The sequence below is a fragment of the Candidatus Woesearchaeota archaeon genome (assembly GCA_030651135.1).
GTDB lineage: Archaea > Nanobdellota > Nanobdellia > Woesearchaeales > JACPBO01 > JACPBO01.
On record JAUSCS010000004.1, the window covers coordinates 21681 to 38014 of the forward strand.

A 16334-nucleotide genomic window follows, 5' to 3' on the forward strand; every position below is an offset into this window, starting at 1 on the left:
AAATAATAAAAAATATGAACGAAAAAGGATTTATAAAAAATATTGTTATTATAGCCGTGCTTTTGCTAGTAGTTTTTTTAAGCCAACAGCCTTATTTTAAAAAATATGGCAATGATTTATATTTAAAGGCAAAACCGCGAATTGAAGTATATTTGACAAAAGCAACAGATTGGATAAAAAATAACGTCTATCCAAGGGTGAGTGGGGAAGTGGAGCAGAAAAGCGCGGTAATACAGCAAGAAATTAATAAACAAAAAAATAATATTATGCAAAATACTTGGGAAAAAATAAAAGATTATTTTGCAAATATTTTCTCAAAAGTTTCCGGCACATCTGTAAAGTAGGCAAGGCATTGACATGGTATTTATAGAGAGTTATTGTTAGTATATAGTATGTCGCAAAATGTAGGTAAACCGAAGTAATATATAGTATAATAGGGCAATAAGGCCTAACTTATGAAAAAGTCATCAAAACCATTAAAAGAACACTTGCTAGACTTTTTGGATTATTGTGAGGTTGAAAAAGGTTTGCGCAATAATACTCAGGAAAATTACAAAAAATATCTTGAAAAGTTTTTTTATTGGCTAAACCATACTAAAAATAGCTCCCTACTTCCCCACCAACTGACCGCAGAACACATTTGGACCTATAGATTGTTCCTATCTCGCACCCCAAGTCCGGCTACGGGTAAATTGCTGTCTAAAGGTACTCAAAACTACTATCTTGTCGCTTTAAGAGGCTTTTTAGCCTATTTTGTGGCAAAAGACATACTTTCACTACCCCCAGGTAAAATAACCCTTCCTAAGGCCGATAAAGCCCAAAAAACGGTTAAATTTCTTAGTTTAGAGCAGATTGGCAAGCTTTTGGTTTCAGTTGAGTCAAAAGACGCTATTTCTATTCGCGATAGAGCTATTTTGGAGAGCTTTTTTTCAACCGGTTTGCGTATTGCAGAATTGGTATCTTTAAATCTTGAGCAGTTTAACAGTTTAAAAGAAAAAAAAGATATGGAGCTTGGTGTTATTGGTAAAGGTGGTAAACCGCGAGTGGTTTATTTTTCTGAACGCGCCCTCAACTTCATAAAAAAATATTTACAAATAAGAAATGGAATAGAAAATGCAAATACCAAAGCTTTATTTATAAACTTCCGTGATACAAAAGGCGAAAACGATTCTCGGTTAACTCCAAGATCAATTGAAAGAATGGTTAAAAAATATGCTTTGTTGTCTGGTATACCTGTCTTTACTACCCCGCACACCCTGCGTCATAGTTACGCAACAGACCTATTAAACCAAGGAGTTGATTTGCGAAGCATCCAAGAATTTTTAGGCCACAGCAATATTGCCACTACCCAAATTTACACGCACGTTACTAACAAGCGTCTCCGTGACATCCACCACCAATTTCATTCTGACCCAGACAAAAAATAGTAACTAAAATATATTATGAAAATATCAAATGGCGTAGTCCACAAAGTTCCCGCAGACCTAAAAAAGCCCCTTATCGCTGACCCAAAAGCCTTGGAAAAATGGGAAGACATTACCCCGCTTGCGCGTAACGAGTGGCTCTGTTGGATTGACTCAGTCAAGAAATCAGAAACAAGAAATCTGCATATTAAACGAACATGCACAGAGCTTAAGGAAGGAAAACGCCGACCTTGTTGCTGGGCCGGTTGTTCTCACCGCAAATAAAAAGAGGGCTTACTGTCCTCTTCTGTTTTAGTCTAATTTGTCGCACAATAAATAGTTTTATTTTCCAGATTTAGTTCGGTTATCTTCTCTGCACAGCATCTGGCAATTTTTTGAAATCGTTTTTCCTCCCGCGTGCCAGGGTTTTATATGGTCTGCTTCCATTTCTTCTAACGCAAAATGTTTTTTGCACCAAACACATTTACCCCTTTTCCGCTCGTACGCCTCGCGTTTCATTTTATCAGTAAAAGCACGAATATTAAGAGACTTTTCGTTTCGAGTTAAAACATATTCGTAAATGCCGGATTTTTTAGTTACATCTTCGTCTTGCATCAATTCTGTGATTTCCGCTTTTAATTTAATAGTATCCTGTTTCTTGTCTTTGAATTTGTTATACAACTCGCCCCATGGCACACTATTCATTTCCCGGCGGTAATCGGTAAAAGTTACGCGCGCCCACGCGATTACATGTTGAAAATAATTCCATAATTCATCGGCATTTGTGCTGTGCTGATGTTTGGCCATATAATCTTCTATTTTGCCGTCATTTATCCACAAAAGCGCGGTTTCCAAATACTCCTGCCGGATTGGCGAACCGCTCACTAATTGCCCGCCGTCATGGGCCAGCAAATATGCTGCGCAATTTGATTTGCTAAATTTTAATTTTGCATCAGAAAGCCATGGCCCGGTATAAACCGCGTTGCGAATTTCTTGATCGGTTAATTTCTCTCCAGCAATATTGATAATCCTAAACCAATCCAAACGCTCTTTGTCTGTACCTTCGCAAAAGTAAATCATCAGCTCATAATCCAAAATTTTATCTTGTTCTTCTTTGGTCAAATTGTGAAAAAACCGGTCATTCAGCGAAAAATCGCCTGTAACATACTGCCCAATACTAATAGTGCGCTGTTGACCGTCTAGCACTTCATAGCCACCATCTTCTCTAATCATCCAATACATCACGTTCAGCGGAAAGCTGTTTTTAATGGTTTCTATCACGGCATTGCGTTGCTTTTCCTTGTACACAAACTCACGCTGATATTTTGGACGAATATCAAGCTTGCTATCATAAGCCACCACGCCTCCCTCTCCAGGAATTTCTTTGTAGCCGTCTACGACCTTACGCACTGGAATTTTATGTAAATCAATTTTCATATTTTTTTTATTTTACCATGAAATTTGTATAACTATTTTTTAGGAAATTCTAACTTAACTCTAATTAAGTTTTGCTTTGAGAAGAAATTCCTTATCTTATCCTCCTCACCCCAATAATCTTTCAGGTGGAATTTATACTCACCAATACCAAGTGTTTGACTACCCCATGTTAAAAAGTGATTAGTGTTTGTTTTTATATTTTTATTCGTTTTTGCAAAAATAGAGATGGCTAAAAGTGCCCAAATAGCTCTGGTTGGCATATAAAAAATATTATCCCCGAATTGCCAATAAGATTTCCCATCCTCCACCGGTAAAAATCCATAACCAGCGGGAATTTCCTTCCCGTGAGCGTGTGAACAACGAAAGATATTATATACAACGTCAGCAAAGTCTGGATCTGTGATAGGTTTATTACTTTTCATTATTGTCAGTCTTCTAAATTTTGTTTCCTCAAGATTGAGTCCTGCACCAATCATTGGTTCAATAATCCAATAATAATCCCTGATTAGTTTTACATAATCTTCGCGTCCCGCATCTACCTTTTTTACATATTTTTGGGCAGTTCCATCCAATGCTATACATGCATGTAAAAGTGCTGCGTCAAATTCATTCTGTAAAAAATCATCAAATGATTTAATAACGTGCTGTTCTATCCTCATAATTTATTTACAAATAATTATTTTTTCACTTTCTTATTTTTAATTAAAATTCTAAAAAATGGACACTTTCCATTTATTATTAAATCCTTATCGTCGTCACCTTTGCGAAATTTTATTATTTCAAATTGACCTGGATTATATTTATCAATAAAAGTGATTGGCACACCCATTGCGCCAGTATAATTTTCTGGGATTTCGGCTACTTTTGAGACTTCGATTGCATCATAATTGTCATATTTTGGATATTCTTCGGGATTGTATTTTTTATACAAGATTAAATATTCTTTATGCTTTTCGACCTCCATATTTGTGAACCAGCATGAAGTCGATACGCGCGCAATTTTTCTTCCTTCCTCATCTATATGATGAAAAAGCTCCCAGTCGTCTGGCACAACAAAGAACATTCCAATATTAAAATTTGTATAGCCTGTACGGAGTTTATTTTCTTTAATTAACTTAAAAATCTCTTTGTAGGTTAGCGAATTTGTATTGCCGATGATTACAAACTTTTTATCATATTCCGACAATTGCGCCACATATTCACGAAAAAGAGAAAACGGTGGATTAGTTACGACAATATCTGCTTCTTTCAGCAGTTCAATGCATTCATCGCTACGGAAATCACCCGTACCTTTTAGGGGCGTAGCAATATTAGCATTGTGCTTCAACAACGATTTTACATCGGTAAGATCAATGGCACCGTCTTTGTTGGCATCCGGTACCTCACTGATTTCAATTTTAATTGGTTGTTTGCCTTTTGATCCTTTTATTTCGAGCAACGACAATTGTCCTCCAATAATCGGTGAACCGGAATAACTTGTGGCAATAAGTTTTTTTAATTTTAACGCGTTAAAATTGGCGGCAAAATATTTAAAAAAATTACTCTCAAACGGGTCGTCGCAATTACAATACACTATCTTGCCACGAAACTGCTCTTTGTAATGCTTTAACTCTTTCTCAATATCAACAAGCTGGGTATAAAACTCATCTTTTTTTGCTTGATTTGCTTTGTGTAAGTTTTTATTCGAAGATTTCTTTTCCATATATGATTATCTAAATTTACTCCTTTTTTGATAAAGTTTCAATCCAACTAAAAAGTCGAGCATAAACCCGACTTTTCCAACCTGTCGCACAATAAAAACATAAATTTAATAAATAAAAAACCGCCAAATAATTTTAGCGGTAAAACCGACGGTTGATGAAGTCTTGCGACCTTGTTTAATTTATCCTTTGAGAAATTCTTGATTAATTCCACATGACAAAAGTTCTTTTTGCACATTTTCAGGAGATGGCAAGCCAGTTTTATTAGTAGTGGCTCTGCTAAGCCGACGTAAGATTTCAGTTTTTAGAAGAATGATTTCTGCACGAATACATTCCACTAACTCCATCTTTGTTGCCGAGGGAGTAAATTCTTCTGCTACTCTTAGTATTAGTTTTTCAATTAATTCTTCATCAGACATTTTTATTACTTCTTCCAAAAATTCTTCAATATAGCTTGTCATCTTTTTCTCCTGGTAATAGATTTAAAATGAAAGGTTCTAATTGTATTTGTACTATAATAATATCTAATTTGTCAATTCTGGATAACTATTGTCGCACAATTGAATATTTGGTATAATGAGTTATATTAAAATTTAAAACAATATGTCATCAAAAACCGATATCAATATTCCATTATTAGTTAACAAAGAAGGATGCTTTGATTTGCAATTTAGGAAAGACACAAGGCGCGAACGAACCAATTCACCAACATACTACAGATGGAAAATTCAGTTTGTTATTACAGGTCCTAAAGAAAAACAAAAGATGTTTAATAATGTTAAAAGCGTAATTGGGTGTGGAGATGTTTGTATTACAAAAGAACAAGCGAGATATTCTGTGCAAAAAATTGATGATATAAATAATATAGTTGTTCCTTTTTTCCGGAAAAATAAACTGGCAGATAAAAAGAAAAGAGATTTTGAGCTATGGCAGAAAGCAGTTGGCATTATATATAAAAACAAAGGAAAATATCTTGCGAAATGGAAGAAAAACGATTTACTTTCTTTAATTGAAATTCAAAAATCGGCGGTAAAATATAAAAATAAACCAAGGCAACCAAAGTGGATTCAGATGGCTCAAGAGCTGGCTAAGACTCTTTAAATTGTAGTTGCTATTTGCGTTCGCTTCCCTATTTTGAGGTATGCCCCATTATTTTATTGTGCGACAAAATATATAAAATAAAACCGACAAGTTGTCGGTTCTTTTTAAAAAAGAAGTTTAGCGAGACGTTAGTCGTTCGTTTATCGGCAATGCTTCAAAGACGAATATCTTGTATTTATAGCCCAATGGCTCATTTTCTGTTCTTACGTACTGCCATAAATTATCTTCGTCATCAGTGAGAAAAGCTTTGGCGTGTTTGTGGTCTTCTTTGGTGTCGCCACTTAAGATATTGTTTGGCATAATTACACCAACAAAAACTTGTCCATCTTCTTTTAAAAATTCCAGATATTTAGATTTTTCTCCTTTGAGAATTATGTAGTTTACATATTCAAATGGCTGTAAGTTTAATTTTGCTATTAAGATTAATATTACGTTTGTAACAATTAAAATAAGAATAAATACAGATTTCCGCCATTTTTTGAGAAACATAATGAGACTCCTTTCTTTGAGTGTTATTTTCTTTTCCGCTTGCCCTTTTTAGATATTTTTATAGAACGGCAATCTTCAAAACACACATGAACCAATAATCTTTTTTCTTTGCCTTCAGTTTTCTTTAAGAGCTTGTTTAGGCTTTTAACAAGCAATAAAATATCCAGATGGTCGTCTAAATAAAACTCATAAAATTCATCATCATTCATAAAAACTCCTTTTCTTGTATGTTAAAGAGCTGTTTTTCTATTATATATAATAGTTTTTATATTATCAATGAGAGTTTATTTGCCAAATCTTCTCGCTCGTTTGTCAAATTCTTCAAGGGCTAAATCTAAATCTTGCTCTGTAAAATCTGGCCAAAGTTTTGGAGAAAAATATAGCTCAGAGTAAGCTGCTTGCCATAGTACAAAATTGGATAATCTCATTTCCCCACCGGCCCTTATTATCAAATCTGGGGCTGGCAGACCATTTGTAGACAAATAACTTTCAAATAGTTTTTCGTCTATTCTATCAGTTGGAATTTTATCTTCTATTATTTTTTTTACTGCTTGCAAGATATCCCATTTGCCTCCATAGCTTATGGCTAAATTTAAATTAAGATGCGAGTTATTTGAAGTTGAATCTTCTGTTATTTTTATGGCCTTTTGTAATGATTCTGGCAGTCTTTCTTTTTGTCCGATTATTTTTACTTTTACTCCGTCTTTATTATATTTTTCCAAATTATCAACTAAGCATTTCTCCAATAATTTCATTAAATAATTTACCTCTTCTTCTGTTCTTGACCAGTTCTCTGTTGAAAAACCAAAAGCGGTAAGCGCTTTCACTCCCCTATTTTTACACCACTCGGAAAAATCAATAAGATTTTTATAACCTTGCATGTGGCCTTCTAAAGAGGCTATCCCCTTTTGTTTTGCCCAACGTCTGTTGCCGTCAGGAAACAAAACTATATGTTGCGGTATGTTTTTCATAAGTTATTGAGATTGGTTGTTTTTGTTGGTATTTTGCCATTATAAATCCACAGGCAAAAGAAAATAAAATTAATAAAGCAATAATAATAAATAGTATTATATCATTAAAGTGGGCTTTGACAAGATTGGATATTTTTGCTATTATGACTGATATTAAATTCATTAATTAGATTTTAAAAATATGTCAAAAACTAAACAAGGTGGTTCGTCTAGATTAGGCAGGGATTCGGCGGCCCAAAGACTTGGTATTAAGGTGGATGATGGAGGAAAGGTAAAAGTGGGAATGATTATTATCAGGCAAAGAGGCACAAAATATCTCCTTGGTAAAAATGTGAAAAGAGGCTCAGACGACACTATTTATGCACTCCGCAACGGCGTTGTTCGTTTTAGTACAAAGTTAAAAAAACTTTTTAACAGGTCTCAGAGGTTAGCAAAAGTTGTAAGTGTTGACCCTATTTCTTGATTGCCACTCTTATAAATTCCTTGAAAAGAGGATGAGGTTTTAGCGGTCTTGATTTAAATTCTGGATGGAATTGGCTAGCTACGAAAAATGGATGATTTGGAATTTCAATAATTTCCGCCAAATCTTTTTCCGGATTTACTCCGGCTATTATCATGCCGTTTTTTTCCAGGATATTTCTATATTCATTATTTAATTCATAACGATGGCGATGGCGCTCTGATATATTGGGCTTGTCGTAGACCTTATAGCTTAAAGTACCTGGTTTTAATTTGCAGTTATAAGACCCTAGTCTCATTGTACCTCCATATCTCTTTTCTTTTAGGAGAACTTTTTGTTCTGGCATAACATCAATTACAATATTTTTTGAAGATTGTTTAAATTCTGCTGAAGTGGCATCTTTTAATCCGCAGACGTTTCTTGCAAATTCTATCACTGCCAACTGCATTCCCAAACATAATCCCAGAAACGGGATTTTATTTTTTCTGCAATACTCAATAACTTTTATCTTTCCTTCTATTCCCCTATTTCCGAATCCTCCCGGAACAATTATGCCGTCAAATTTTTTGAGCATTGAAAGTGTTTTAGGATTTTTTTCAAAGTTTTCTGATGATATCCATGTAATTTTTGCTTTTCTATGAAAAGAAAAGGCAGCGTGTTTTATTGCTTCAATCACGGAGATATAAGAATCTGTTAAAGTAAAGTTTCCTGATTCAAAATATTTACCGACTATTCCAATTTCAACTAGCAAAGGAGAATTTTGTATCATTTTAACTAATTTACCCCATTCTTTTAAATCAGATGGTCTGGCCCTTAAATTAAATTTTTTCAATATTCTGTTCCCCATATTTTCTTTTTCAAAATTAATCGGCACTTCATATATGGATTTTACATCTGGGGCGGAAATAATATCTTGAATCTCAACATTACAAAAATTAGAAAGTTTTCTTTTCCTGAGTTCGTCCAAAGGAGTTGTAGACCTGGCTAAAATCATGTCGGGTTGAATACCAGCTGAATTTAGCGTTCTAACAGCATATTGTGTTGGCTTTGTCTTCATTTCGCCCATTATTTCAGGAATTGGCATATAGCTTACCAAAATAAAAAGCACATCTTTTGGATTGCTTATTTTTAACATTCTGGCGGCTTCCAAAAACAGCATATTTTGATATTCGCCTACTGTTCCTCCGATTTCAATTAATATGAAGTCGGCTTTAACTTTTTTGCCTGCTCTATTTATTGTTGCTATTACTTCATTGGGAATATCTGGCACTACTTCAACGCATTTCCCTCCATATTCTAAGTTCCTTTCTTTGTTGATTACAGATTGATAAACTCTGCCTGTTGTAAGATAGTTATCGGTGTATATATTTTCATCTAAAAACCTTTCATAGTTGCCAACATCCTGGTCGCACTCTACGCCATCATCAGTTACAAAAACTTCTCCATGTTCAATAGGATTCATTGTGCCAGCATCAACGTTGATATAAGGGTCAATTTTTATTGCTGTAACCTTAAATCCTTTGCTTTTTAAAATTCTTCCTATAGAGGCCGTTGCTATGCCCTTGCCTATGCCAGACATTACGCCTCCTGCTACGAAAATATATCGTGCCATAATAATTACCTTAAATTACGAAACGCAAGTTTTGGCTCTTTATTTTAGATTTTTTCTTCTACAATTATTACTCTTATTTCAACTTCTAAGTTGTGGTCTAGATTAATTTTTATAGGAAATTCTCCCAATGCTTTAATTGGTTGCTCTAACATTATTTTCGATTTTTTAACATCAAAACCCATCTCTTTTAGCTTTTCGGCTATTTTTTGACTATTAATCGCTTCAAAAAGCTGGCCTTCGTTGCCAACCTTTATTGGAATATTTAATTCCAGGCCATCAAGAGTAGAAGCCATCTCTTGCGCTTTTTTTAAGTCTTCTTCTATCTCTTTTGTAATAATTACTTTTTGCGTTTCAAGCCATTTTATGGCTTGTTTTGTAGCAGTTTTTACCAATCCCTGCGGTATTAAAAAATTCCTAGCATAGCCGTCTTTAACTTCTTTTATTTCATATTTTTTCCCAAGATCTTGAACGTCTTTTAGGAGAATTACTTTCATAATATTATTGGACGATTGCTTAATAATTATTTTATCAGAGTTAATACTACTTTAAATTCTTAATTATTTCAAGCGCTTTATCTAATTGTGGGTCCTTATTGTCCTCAAAATCTTTATCTGTTAATTCTATTTTTATATCAGGAGTTAATCCCACCTCTGATATTGAATTTCCGTTTGGAGTAAGCCACTTTGCAACAGTTATTTTAATCATAGAGCCGTCTCTTAACTCCAACACTTGCTGGACGGATCCTTTTCCAAAAGATTTTTCGCCTATTAACTTAATTTTTCTGTTGTCTCTTAATGCTCCAGATAATATTTCAGATGCAGATGCTGAACCTTGGTTTATTAAAACAACTATAGGATATTCAGAAAAATTGGCATTACCGTCAGTTTTATAATATTTTTTATCTTTGTTTTCCCCAAAATTTTCTATTGTTACAACCTGGTCTTTCTTTAAGAACCAACCCGATATATCCCTGGCAACTTCAAGATAACCGCCGGGATTGTTTCTTAAGTCCAAAACTATCCTTTTGGCTGGACTCTTTAAAATTTCTAATGCGATTTTGTTAAAATTAGATGACAGTGATCCGTCAAATAAATGTATGCGAACATAGGCAATATCTCCATCTTTGAGCTTCCAATCTGAAGAGGGAATATTAATTGTATCTCTAATAATTTTAATATCTTTTGTGTCTTTCCAATCATCTCTAAAGATTGTTAAAGTTACTTCTGTTCCTTTTGTGCCCCTAATTAAATCCACTGCCTCATCTATGTCCATATCAGAAGTGCTTTTACCATTTATACTTATTATTACATCGCCTGCCCTTAGACCGGCTTTTTTCCCAGGAGTATTTTCCATAGGGGCGATTATTGTTAATTGATTCTTTTTTAATCCAATTTCTACGCCAATTCCATCAAAAGAACCAGATAGGTCTTGCTCAAATTTCTTGGCTTCAGTGGGATTAAAAAAATTAGTATACGGATCTCCCAGAGAATTTGTCATCCCAGATATTGCCCCATAAATTATTTTTTGCGTATCTAATTTTGTTGAGTCAACAAAATTTTCTTGAAGTTTATAATAAGCATCCCAAAAAAGAGAAAGATCAATATTTGTGGGAGCGCAAATTGGACAAACTACTTGTTTTTGGCCAATGTAAAAACCCACTCCAAAAACAAGTAAAAAAGCCACTATAAGCCCTAAAAATAAAAATATTTTCCGTTTGTTAAAAGATATCATATTAATTAATTTTACAAACAGCTGGATTCTGAATTTGTTTTGACACCATATAAACTGATATAGATAGCAGAGTTATTCCAATAATACCAAATTCTCCTCCCCGAAGAGGTAAAAAAGAGAGTACCCAAGATGCGCCTAACAACGAAAGAATACTGGTAATAATTATCGATCCGCAAGAAGCGCATCCTATGCCAAGAATACCACTTATAGCACCAAAAAATCCTGAAGTGATTCCATTCTGTTTAGTTTCGGTAATTCTTTGTCTTAAATAATAAACAATCATAGAGATATTAATTCCAAATAATACGGCGATAGCAATCGTATACGAAGCAGAAAGCAGAGTAAAATTAGTGGTAATTGATCCCAAAAGACTAATTGGCAAATTAATCTTTTGCGAAAGTGATATGCCCGAATGACTCATAATGCTTATGATTAAACGGATATTTGGTAACCATACGGCAAATACAAACACTATAAAGCTCGTGGCAAGTGCCAAGAGTGCGTATGTTGGTTTTTGAAATACTTTTTTTAAGGCTCCAAACACCATATTATTGTCCCTGCAGAGCCAAATCGATAATTTGCTTGAAAGCAGAATATGGCTGTGCCCCAGAAATAAGATTCTTGCCTATAATGGAACCAGGAGTCCCATTAATGCCGAAGGTTCCTCCTTCAGTTTTGTCATTATCTATCGCCTTTTGATATTCAGATTGTTTTGAATTCATTAAGTTTGCAACTTTATCTCCATTACCAGCTCCGAGTATGGTTTTGGTGAGAGCAATAATATCATCTTTGCTTCCCCATCCTGAATTTTCATTATCTTGTTTGTCATATATTGCCATGCGCCAGTCAAAATATTTATTGGGAGCAACTTCCCAGACTGCTCTTCCTGCGATACCGGCTGTTTGCGAGTCGTTACCTAAAAATTGAAAGTCCTTAAATACTATTTTTACTTTGTCTGGATAATCCTTAACAATCTGATCTATAACAGTTGTCTCTAACTGTTTACAGAATGGACACTGAAAGTCTTCCCAAGTTGCCAATACTACTGGCGCGTTTGCATTACCCACGAAAGGAATGCCAGATGTTTTAACTTTACTAATATCAACGTCAGCGCTTGGTTGCTGTATAGGTTGATTTATTTCTTGACCCTGGTTATTATTTGTTGCGACAGGAGATGCCGAATTTTTACCTGAAAAATAAATTGCTCCTCCGATAATAAGACCTGCAATAATGATTGAAAAAGGAATTATTAATTTGTTGATTTTTTCTGACATATTTTTATTTGTTAGATATTAATTATATTATAATAGCATTCTATCAAATTGGCATTGGCTCGTCAATTGCCGTTATTTGTTTCTTTAATTTTCTTAAGCATTGCTGGTAATTTTTTAAAATTTTTTTGAAATTCTTTCATCATAGCTGGGGCGCGAAGAGCTGCCGCAGGGTGGAACATTGGCGCCACAAACCAATCAGCTACTTTAAAAAGTTTCCCCTGGTCACGCGTTATTTTAGCATTCGGCAAAAAATAGTTCATTGAGAAACGGCCAAGCGGAACAATTACTTTGGGATTTATTATTTTAATTTGACTAGTGAGATATGGCTTATATTTTTCTATTTCTTTTGGCAATGGGTCTCTGTTTTCTGGCGGTCTGCGTTTTACTATATTTGTAATATAAACATTTTCCTCTTTCCAGCCAAGTTCGCATATTAATCTGCGTAAAAGTTGGCCGGATCTGCCAACAAATGGTCTTTTTTGTTCATCTTCAGTTGCTCCCGGAGCTTCGCCAATAAAAATCACTTCACTGTCAGAACTCCCCTCGCCGAATACCAAATTTGATTTAAGTGGAAGATTTTTATCGTTTTCAATTTCTTGTTTAAGTTTTTCTAAAGCAGAAATTTTATCCATTCTTTCTTATATAAATAAATTTATTATTCTGTTGTTGTGCCGTCAAATTCTGGACCATTTGTTATGGCTTCTTCTCTGGTAGCACGTACAATGCCGTCTTTATGATGTGGCGGAGCATAAATAGTATAAAGCTTAAGAGGTTCGCTATCTGAAATATTAACAACATTATGCGTTGTTCCAGCTGGCACAATCACGCTGTCGCCATCAGAGACATCATATTCAGTTTCATTGATAATGACTTTCCCTTTCCCTTTTTCAAAACGAAAAAATTGATCTCCATCGTCATGAATTTCAGAGCCAATCTCCTCTCCAGGATTAAGTGACATTAATACTAATTGGCAGTGTTCGGCCGTATAAAGCACCTTACGAAAATTATCATTTTCCACCGTGAGCTTTTCAATATTATCTTTATACCCTTTTTTCATAATTTTTTATATACATCTTTTGATGCATTTATAATGACCTGTCAATTAGATTGACTCAATGGTGATAGTATTTATATTTGTTTCCTTGGAAAAATTAAAATTTACATCATAAACACATACTATTACATCGCCATTTTTGAGAAAATTTTTAACTAAATCAATAGATAATATTAAGTCTTTGATGTTTTTAGCCGATTTCTTTTTTGTAACAAAAGGAATTACTCCTCGTACTAAAGATAATTGACAAGCTATTTTTGGGTTAGTAGTTATAGCCACTATATTATTTTTCGGCCTAAAAAAAGAAATTGTTCTAGCTGATTCTCCTGAAATTGTTTTTACAAAGATAGCCTTTGCATTAACTTCCGATGCAATATCTGCGGCCGACTTTGAAATTGATAAAAATCTGGAAGAGCCGTAGTTATTTGAATTCTCAGTATAATTTTGAATTATTTCAGTTGATTCTAAAACTTTTCTCATCATTTCAACCGCTTCTAATGGATTTTTACCGGAAGCAGTTTCTCCAGAAAGCATTACTGCATCAGCAGAGTCATATACGGCATTAGCCACATCAGAAACTTCTGCCCTGGTAGGTATCGGATTTCTTATCATTGAATCAAGCATTTGCGTTGCTACAATTACGGGTTTCATTTTATTTCTCACTCTTTCTACGATTTCTTTTTGTCTTACGGGAAGCTCCCAAAGAGGAGTTTCAATTCCCAAATCCCCCCTGGCTATCATTATAGCGTCGGCTTCATCGATTATCTGGTCTATATTCAAAAGGGCTTCCGGCCTCTCAATTTTGGCTATTATTTTAACCTCAGTATTTTTTAAAAATTTCCTAGCTTCTTTTACGTCATTTGCATCACGCAAAAAAGAAATGGCCACATAATCTACTCCTGATTTTACTGCAAAAATTATATCAGATTTATCTTTTTGAGAAAGAACGGAACCTTTAATATAAAGCGAAGGAACATTTATTCCTTTATTTGAAAAAAGCACTCCACCTTTTATTACGACAGCGCTAAATATGGATTTATTTTTATTTGTTATTTTAATTTTTATTGTTCCGTCATCAAAAAAAACTACATTGCCCTCGCTTGTGCTATCCATAAAAGTTTTTGAGGGAATAGGAATGGTATTATTTACAAAATATTTTGTAGAGGAATCCAATAATATTTTTTGTCCGTCATTTAGCACCAAACCTTCTTTTGGTAAAATACCAACTCTTATTTTAGGACCTTGTATGTCGGCAATTATTGCTATGTGTTTTACTAGTTTTTTTTCTATTTTTCTTATGGATTTTATTATTTTTCCATGACTTTTATGGTCATTATGAGAAAAGTTAAGACGGATGCAATCAACACCGGCCAGTATCATTTTTTCTAATATATCTTCCCTTTCAGATGAAGGGCCTACTGTAGCTATAATTTTGGTTTTCTTTTTAAAAAACATATTTTATTTAATTAATTTTTATTGGTGTGCCTCTTAAAGGAGGCTCGCACCTATTTTAGCAAAAATGGAGGCACTTTACCTAGTCACGCGGGTAGTCAGTCGCTCCTTGCCCGAATGACTAGGGAGAATTGCTAAAAGCCCTATTAAACATTGCCTTTTGCAGAGCACCGCCTCGCAAAATCAAAAGCCGACTTCACTCCGCTCCTCGCAAAGCCTCGTCGCTCCGTGAAATGTCGCGGGTTCGCGTTTGGTGGCTCGGCCTTCTCTCCTGTTCTGCTATTTCTTTTTGCTCGTTGGTGGGGGGGGGAATACGAAGAAAAAAGGATAGAACAGGAGAGGAAGGCCTCGGCGAGGGGGTCGGATAGGCGTATAATGACAATATAACGCTCCTATGTCAAAACCAAGCTCAAAGTTATTTCAACGATTAGAGGTGTCCGACCCCCTCAAGCTCCAGCCCCGCGACATAACGCTCCTCCGCGATGTTGCTGATTTCCGTTTCCTTAACACGGAGCAAGTTTTAGCACTTCACGAGGGAAGCCGCCGCAACCTGATGGAGCGATTGAGCCGCCTCTACCATCACGGCTACCTTGACCGACCAGTCAGTCAAAGCTCCGCACGCCTCACCTCGGCGCACATGGTTTACTCCTTGGGACGCAAGGGAGCGGAGCAACTGTCAAAAGACGCGGAGGAGCGCGAAGGGATTTATCGCCGACTGCGCGAAAATGAAAGGACGCTTCCTTTGATGGCTCACTCTTTAATGATTTCTCAATTCAGAGTTTGTCTTACGCTCGCCGCCAAAACTCACGGAGTAAAAATCACTCGCTTCACGCAGGGCTACGATCTGAAAGATATGTTGCGTGATGTTCACGGCGAAAATCCCTCATTAGTTCCCGACGCATTTTTTACGATTGAAGACAAAGATGAGGTTATCAACTTTTTTCTTGAGGCCGACCGAGGCACGATGAAAACCGAAAGATTTGTTGATAAACTTAAAACCTACTGGTCGTGGCGAAGCGACGAGAGGTTAAAAAAGAAACTTCGCCTTACCCATTTCCGCGTCCTCACTATCGCCCCGTCAGAAAGACGGAGCGACAGTTTACGGAACGCTGGAAAGGGCGGCGATCCTCGCGGAGACGGAAGTTTAATGTTTTTATTCGCCCCCGAAACAGAATATAGCTTGTCCAAGCCGGATATGCTTTTGAAGCCGATTTGGAAGTCGCCGAAAGACGAAACGCCACACACGATTTTGGAATAAGTGGTAAAATGAAGTTGCAAGTTTTCTTGGCCGTATAGTCGTGCGGTCTTAATTAACCAGTTATTTAATAAAATCTTATATATGGGAACAATAATTTTTTGGATAATTGTCGTTATCGCGGGCTACGCCGTTTTGCGAAAGTTTAAGCTCATACCGAAACTTATTGGAATCAGGTTCGGCATTGGGACAGGAAGTTCGGTTATTAACGAAAACAATATCGTTGAGCAATGGTCGCAACTTCTTGTGGGTATGAGTGGCAAGGGCGAAGAACTCTTGAAAGTAATCGCCCGAAAACTTCAAGAGTTAAATATGCCGAGCGTTACTTTTTTGCGAAAGGAAGCGACCTTCGGCGGTTCAAACAATAAATACGAGTTTATTTGGATGAGGCACGA

At 35.5% G+C, this 16334-nt stretch carries 22 protein-coding genes; 7 read left to right on the forward strand and 15 right to left on the reverse strand.

Annotated elements, in window-relative coordinates; all coding sequences use genetic code 11:
- Positions 1–62 precede the first annotated feature (62 nt).
- From Q7J54_00160 to Q7J54_00170, 3 genes are all read left to right on the forward strand, one after another.
- A complete protein-coding gene (locus Q7J54_00160) occupies positions 63–344 on the forward strand; it encodes a hypothetical protein (protein ID MDO8739971.1) in 282 nt (93 codons plus the stop codon).
- A gap of 111 nt (positions 345–455) precedes the next feature.
- Positions 456–1427: a tyrosine-type recombinase/integrase gene (locus Q7J54_00165; GenBank protein MDO8739972.1), complete on the forward strand. Its 972-nt coding sequence runs from the start codon at positions 456–458 to the stop codon at positions 1425–1427.
- Positions 1428–1442: 15 nt separating this feature from the next.
- Positions 1443–1688: a YdeI/OmpD-associated family protein gene (locus Q7J54_00170; GenBank protein MDO8739973.1), complete on the forward strand. Its 246-nt coding sequence runs from the start codon at positions 1443–1445 to the stop codon at positions 1686–1688.
- A 57-nt stretch (positions 1689–1745) separates the two neighbouring features.
- Here the strand turns inward: Q7J54_00170 and Q7J54_00175 are convergent, their stop codons facing one another.
- The 4 genes from Q7J54_00175 to Q7J54_00190 form a co-directional block, all read right to left on the reverse strand.
- On the reverse strand, positions 1746–2840 hold the full coding sequence (locus Q7J54_00175; protein MDO8739974.1) for a DUF262 domain-containing protein: 1095 nt from the start codon (positions 2838–2840) through the stop codon (positions 1746–1748).
- A 32-nt stretch (positions 2841–2872) separates the two neighbouring features.
- Positions 2873–3499: a hypothetical protein gene (locus Q7J54_00180; GenBank protein MDO8739975.1), complete on the reverse strand. Its 627-nt coding sequence runs from the start codon at positions 3497–3499 to the stop codon at positions 2873–2875.
- 17 nt (positions 3500–3516) lie between these two features.
- Positions 3517–4542 carry an adenine-specific methyltransferase EcoRI family protein gene (locus Q7J54_00185; protein MDO8739976.1) on the reverse strand — a complete coding sequence of 342 codons (1026 nt, stop codon included), beginning with the start codon at positions 4540–4542 and terminating at the stop codon, positions 3517–3519.
- A gap of 180 nt (positions 4543–4722) precedes the next feature.
- Entirely contained in the window at positions 4723–5001 is a 279-nt protein-coding gene (locus tag Q7J54_00190) for a hypothetical protein (GenBank protein MDO8739977.1), read from the reverse strand.
- A gap of 142 nt (positions 5002–5143) precedes the next feature.
- Here Q7J54_00190 and Q7J54_00195 point away from each other — a divergent pair, with 142 nt between their 5' ends.
- A complete protein-coding gene (locus Q7J54_00195) occupies positions 5144–5641 on the forward strand; it encodes an LAGLIDADG family homing endonuclease (protein MDO8739978.1) in 498 nt (165 codons plus the stop codon).
- A 117-nt stretch (positions 5642–5758) separates the two neighbouring features.
- Here the strand turns inward: Q7J54_00195 and Q7J54_00200 are convergent, their stop codons facing one another.
- From Q7J54_00200 to uppS, 3 genes are all read right to left on the reverse strand, one after another.
- A complete protein-coding gene (locus tag Q7J54_00200) occupies positions 5759–6130 on the reverse strand; it encodes a hypothetical protein (GenBank protein ID MDO8739979.1) in 372 nt (123 codons plus the stop codon).
- 23 nt (positions 6131–6153) lie between these two features.
- Positions 6154–6339, reverse strand: a complete 186-nt coding sequence (locus Q7J54_00205) for a hypothetical protein (GenBank protein ID MDO8739980.1) — start codon at positions 6337–6339, stop codon at positions 6154–6156.
- A 75-nt stretch (positions 6340–6414) separates the two neighbouring features.
- Positions 6415–7101 carry a polyprenyl diphosphate synthase gene (gene uppS, locus Q7J54_00210; GenBank protein MDO8739981.1) on the reverse strand — a complete coding sequence of 229 codons (687 nt, stop codon included), beginning with the start codon at positions 7099–7101 and terminating at the stop codon, positions 6415–6417.
- Between the two features lie 181 nt (positions 7102–7282).
- Between uppS and Q7J54_00215 the strand changes: the two genes are divergently transcribed.
- On the forward strand, positions 7283–7564 hold the full coding sequence (locus tag Q7J54_00215) for a 50S ribosomal protein L27 (protein MDO8739982.1): 282 nt from the start codon (positions 7283–7285) through the stop codon (positions 7562–7564).
- Here Q7J54_00215 and Q7J54_00220 read toward each other — a convergent pair.
- The 8 genes from Q7J54_00220 to pyk form a co-directional block, all read right to left on the reverse strand.
- A complete protein-coding gene (locus tag Q7J54_00220) occupies positions 7554–9173 on the reverse strand; it encodes a CTP synthase (GenBank protein MDO8739983.1) in 1620 nt (539 codons plus the stop codon). The genes Q7J54_00215 and Q7J54_00220 overlap by 11 nt on opposite strands.
- A gap of 44 nt (positions 9174–9217) precedes the next feature.
- On the reverse strand, positions 9218–9667 hold the full coding sequence (gene rplI / locus Q7J54_00225; protein MDO8739984.1) for a 50S ribosomal protein L9: 450 nt from the start codon (positions 9665–9667) through the stop codon (positions 9218–9220).
- A 46-nt stretch (positions 9668–9713) separates the two neighbouring features.
- Complete coding sequence (locus tag Q7J54_00230) at positions 9714–10904, reverse strand: S41 family peptidase (GenBank protein MDO8739985.1); 1191 nt, start codon at positions 10902–10904, stop codon at positions 9714–9716.
- A gap of 1 nt (position 10905) precedes the next feature.
- Positions 10906–11451, reverse strand: coding sequence for a hypothetical protein (locus Q7J54_00235; GenBank protein MDO8739986.1), 546 nt, complete (start codon positions 11449–11451; stop codon positions 10906–10908).
- 1 nt (position 11452) lies between these two features.
- Positions 11453–12178 carry a thioredoxin domain-containing protein gene (locus Q7J54_00240; GenBank protein MDO8739987.1) on the reverse strand — a complete coding sequence of 242 codons (726 nt, stop codon included), beginning with the start codon at positions 12176–12178 and terminating at the stop codon, positions 11453–11455.
- A gap of 62 nt (positions 12179–12240) precedes the next feature.
- Positions 12241–12810 (reverse strand): uracil-DNA glycosylase, encoded by a 570-nt coding sequence (locus tag Q7J54_00245; protein MDO8739988.1) that lies wholly within the window; start codon positions 12808–12810, stop codon positions 12241–12243.
- Positions 12811–12833: 23 nt separating this feature from the next.
- Positions 12834–13235 (reverse strand): cupin domain-containing protein, encoded by a 402-nt coding sequence (locus Q7J54_00250; protein ID MDO8739989.1) that lies wholly within the window; start codon positions 13233–13235, stop codon positions 12834–12836.
- Positions 13236–13280: 45 nt separating this feature from the next.
- Positions 13281–14687 carry a pyruvate kinase gene (gene pyk, locus Q7J54_00255; GenBank protein ID MDO8739990.1) on the reverse strand — a complete coding sequence of 469 codons (1407 nt, stop codon included), beginning with the start codon at positions 14685–14687 and terminating at the stop codon, positions 13281–13283.
- A gap of 391 nt (positions 14688–15078) precedes the next feature.
- Between pyk and Q7J54_00260 the strand changes: the two genes are divergently transcribed.
- On the forward strand, positions 15079–15942 hold the full coding sequence (locus Q7J54_00260) for a replication-relaxation family protein (GenBank protein ID MDO8739991.1): 864 nt from the start codon (positions 15079–15081) through the stop codon (positions 15940–15942).
- 81 nt (positions 15943–16023) lie between these two features.
- A partial coding sequence (locus Q7J54_00265) for a hypothetical protein (protein ID MDO8739992.1) occupies positions 16024–16334 on the forward strand: 311 nt, incomplete at its 3' end.

Excerpts from the sequence above, each read along its gene's own strand:
- Q7J54_00165 (MDO8739972.1), top strand. The coding sequence starts at position 456 with ATGAAAAAGTCATCAAAACCATTAAAAGAACACTTGCTAGACTTTTTG.
- Q7J54_00170 (MDO8739973.1), top strand. The coding sequence starts at position 1,443 with ATGAAAATATCAAATGGCGTAGTCCACAAAGTTCCCGCAGACCTAAAA.
- Q7J54_00175 (MDO8739974.1), bottom strand. The coding sequence starts at position 2,840 with ATGAAAATTGATTTACATAAAATTCCAGTGCGTAAGGTCGTAGACGGC.
- Q7J54_00180 (MDO8739975.1), bottom strand. The coding sequence starts at position 3,499 with ATGAGGATAGAACAGCACGTTATTAAATCATTTGATGATTTTTTACAG.
- Q7J54_00185 (MDO8739976.1), bottom strand. The coding sequence starts at position 4,542 with ATGGAAAAGAAATCTTCGAATAAAAACTTACACAAAGCAAATCAAGCA.
- Q7J54_00190 (MDO8739977.1), bottom strand. The coding sequence starts at position 5,001 with ATGACAAGCTATATTGAAGAATTTTTGGAAGAAGTAATAAAAATGTCT.
- Q7J54_00195 (MDO8739978.1), top strand. The coding sequence starts at position 5,144 with ATGTCATCAAAAACCGATATCAATATTCCATTATTAGTTAACAAAGAA.
- Q7J54_00200 (MDO8739979.1), bottom strand. The coding sequence starts at position 6,130 with ATGTTTCTCAAAAAATGGCGGAAATCTGTATTTATTCTTATTTTAATT.
- Q7J54_00205 (MDO8739980.1), bottom strand. The coding sequence starts at position 6,339 with ATGAATGATGATGAATTTTATGAGTTTTATTTAGACGACCATCTGGAT.
- uppS (MDO8739981.1), bottom strand. The coding sequence starts at position 7,101 with ATGAAAAACATACCGCAACATATAGTTTTGTTTCCTGACGGCAACAGA.
- Q7J54_00215 (MDO8739982.1), top strand. The coding sequence starts at position 7,283 with ATGTCAAAAACTAAACAAGGTGGTTCGTCTAGATTAGGCAGGGATTCG.
- Q7J54_00220 (MDO8739983.1), bottom strand. The coding sequence starts at position 9,173 with ATGGCACGATATATTTTCGTAGCAGGAGGCGTAATGTCTGGCATAGGC.
- rplI (MDO8739984.1), bottom strand. The coding sequence starts at position 9,667 with ATGAAAGTAATTCTCCTAAAAGACGTTCAAGATCTTGGGAAAAAATAT.
- Q7J54_00230 (MDO8739985.1), bottom strand. The coding sequence starts at position 10,904 with ATGATATCTTTTAACAAACGGAAAATATTTTTATTTTTAGGGCTTATA.
- Q7J54_00235 (MDO8739986.1), bottom strand. The coding sequence starts at position 11,451 with ATGGTGTTTGGAGCCTTAAAAAAAGTATTTCAAAAACCAACATACGCA.
- Q7J54_00240 (MDO8739987.1), bottom strand. The coding sequence starts at position 12,178 with ATGTCAGAAAAAATCAACAAATTAATAATTCCTTTTTCAATCATTATT.
- Q7J54_00245 (MDO8739988.1), bottom strand. The coding sequence starts at position 12,810 with ATGGATAAAATTTCTGCTTTAGAAAAACTTAAACAAGAAATTGAAAAC.
- Q7J54_00250 (MDO8739989.1), bottom strand. The coding sequence starts at position 13,235 with ATGAAAAAAGGGTATAAAGATAATATTGAAAAGCTCACGGTGGAAAAT.
- pyk (MDO8739990.1), bottom strand. The coding sequence starts at position 14,687 with ATGTTTTTTAAAAAGAAAACCAAAATTATAGCTACAGTAGGCCCTTCA.
- Q7J54_00260 (MDO8739991.1), top strand. The coding sequence starts at position 15,079 with ATGTCAAAACCAAGCTCAAAGTTATTTCAACGATTAGAGGTGTCCGAC.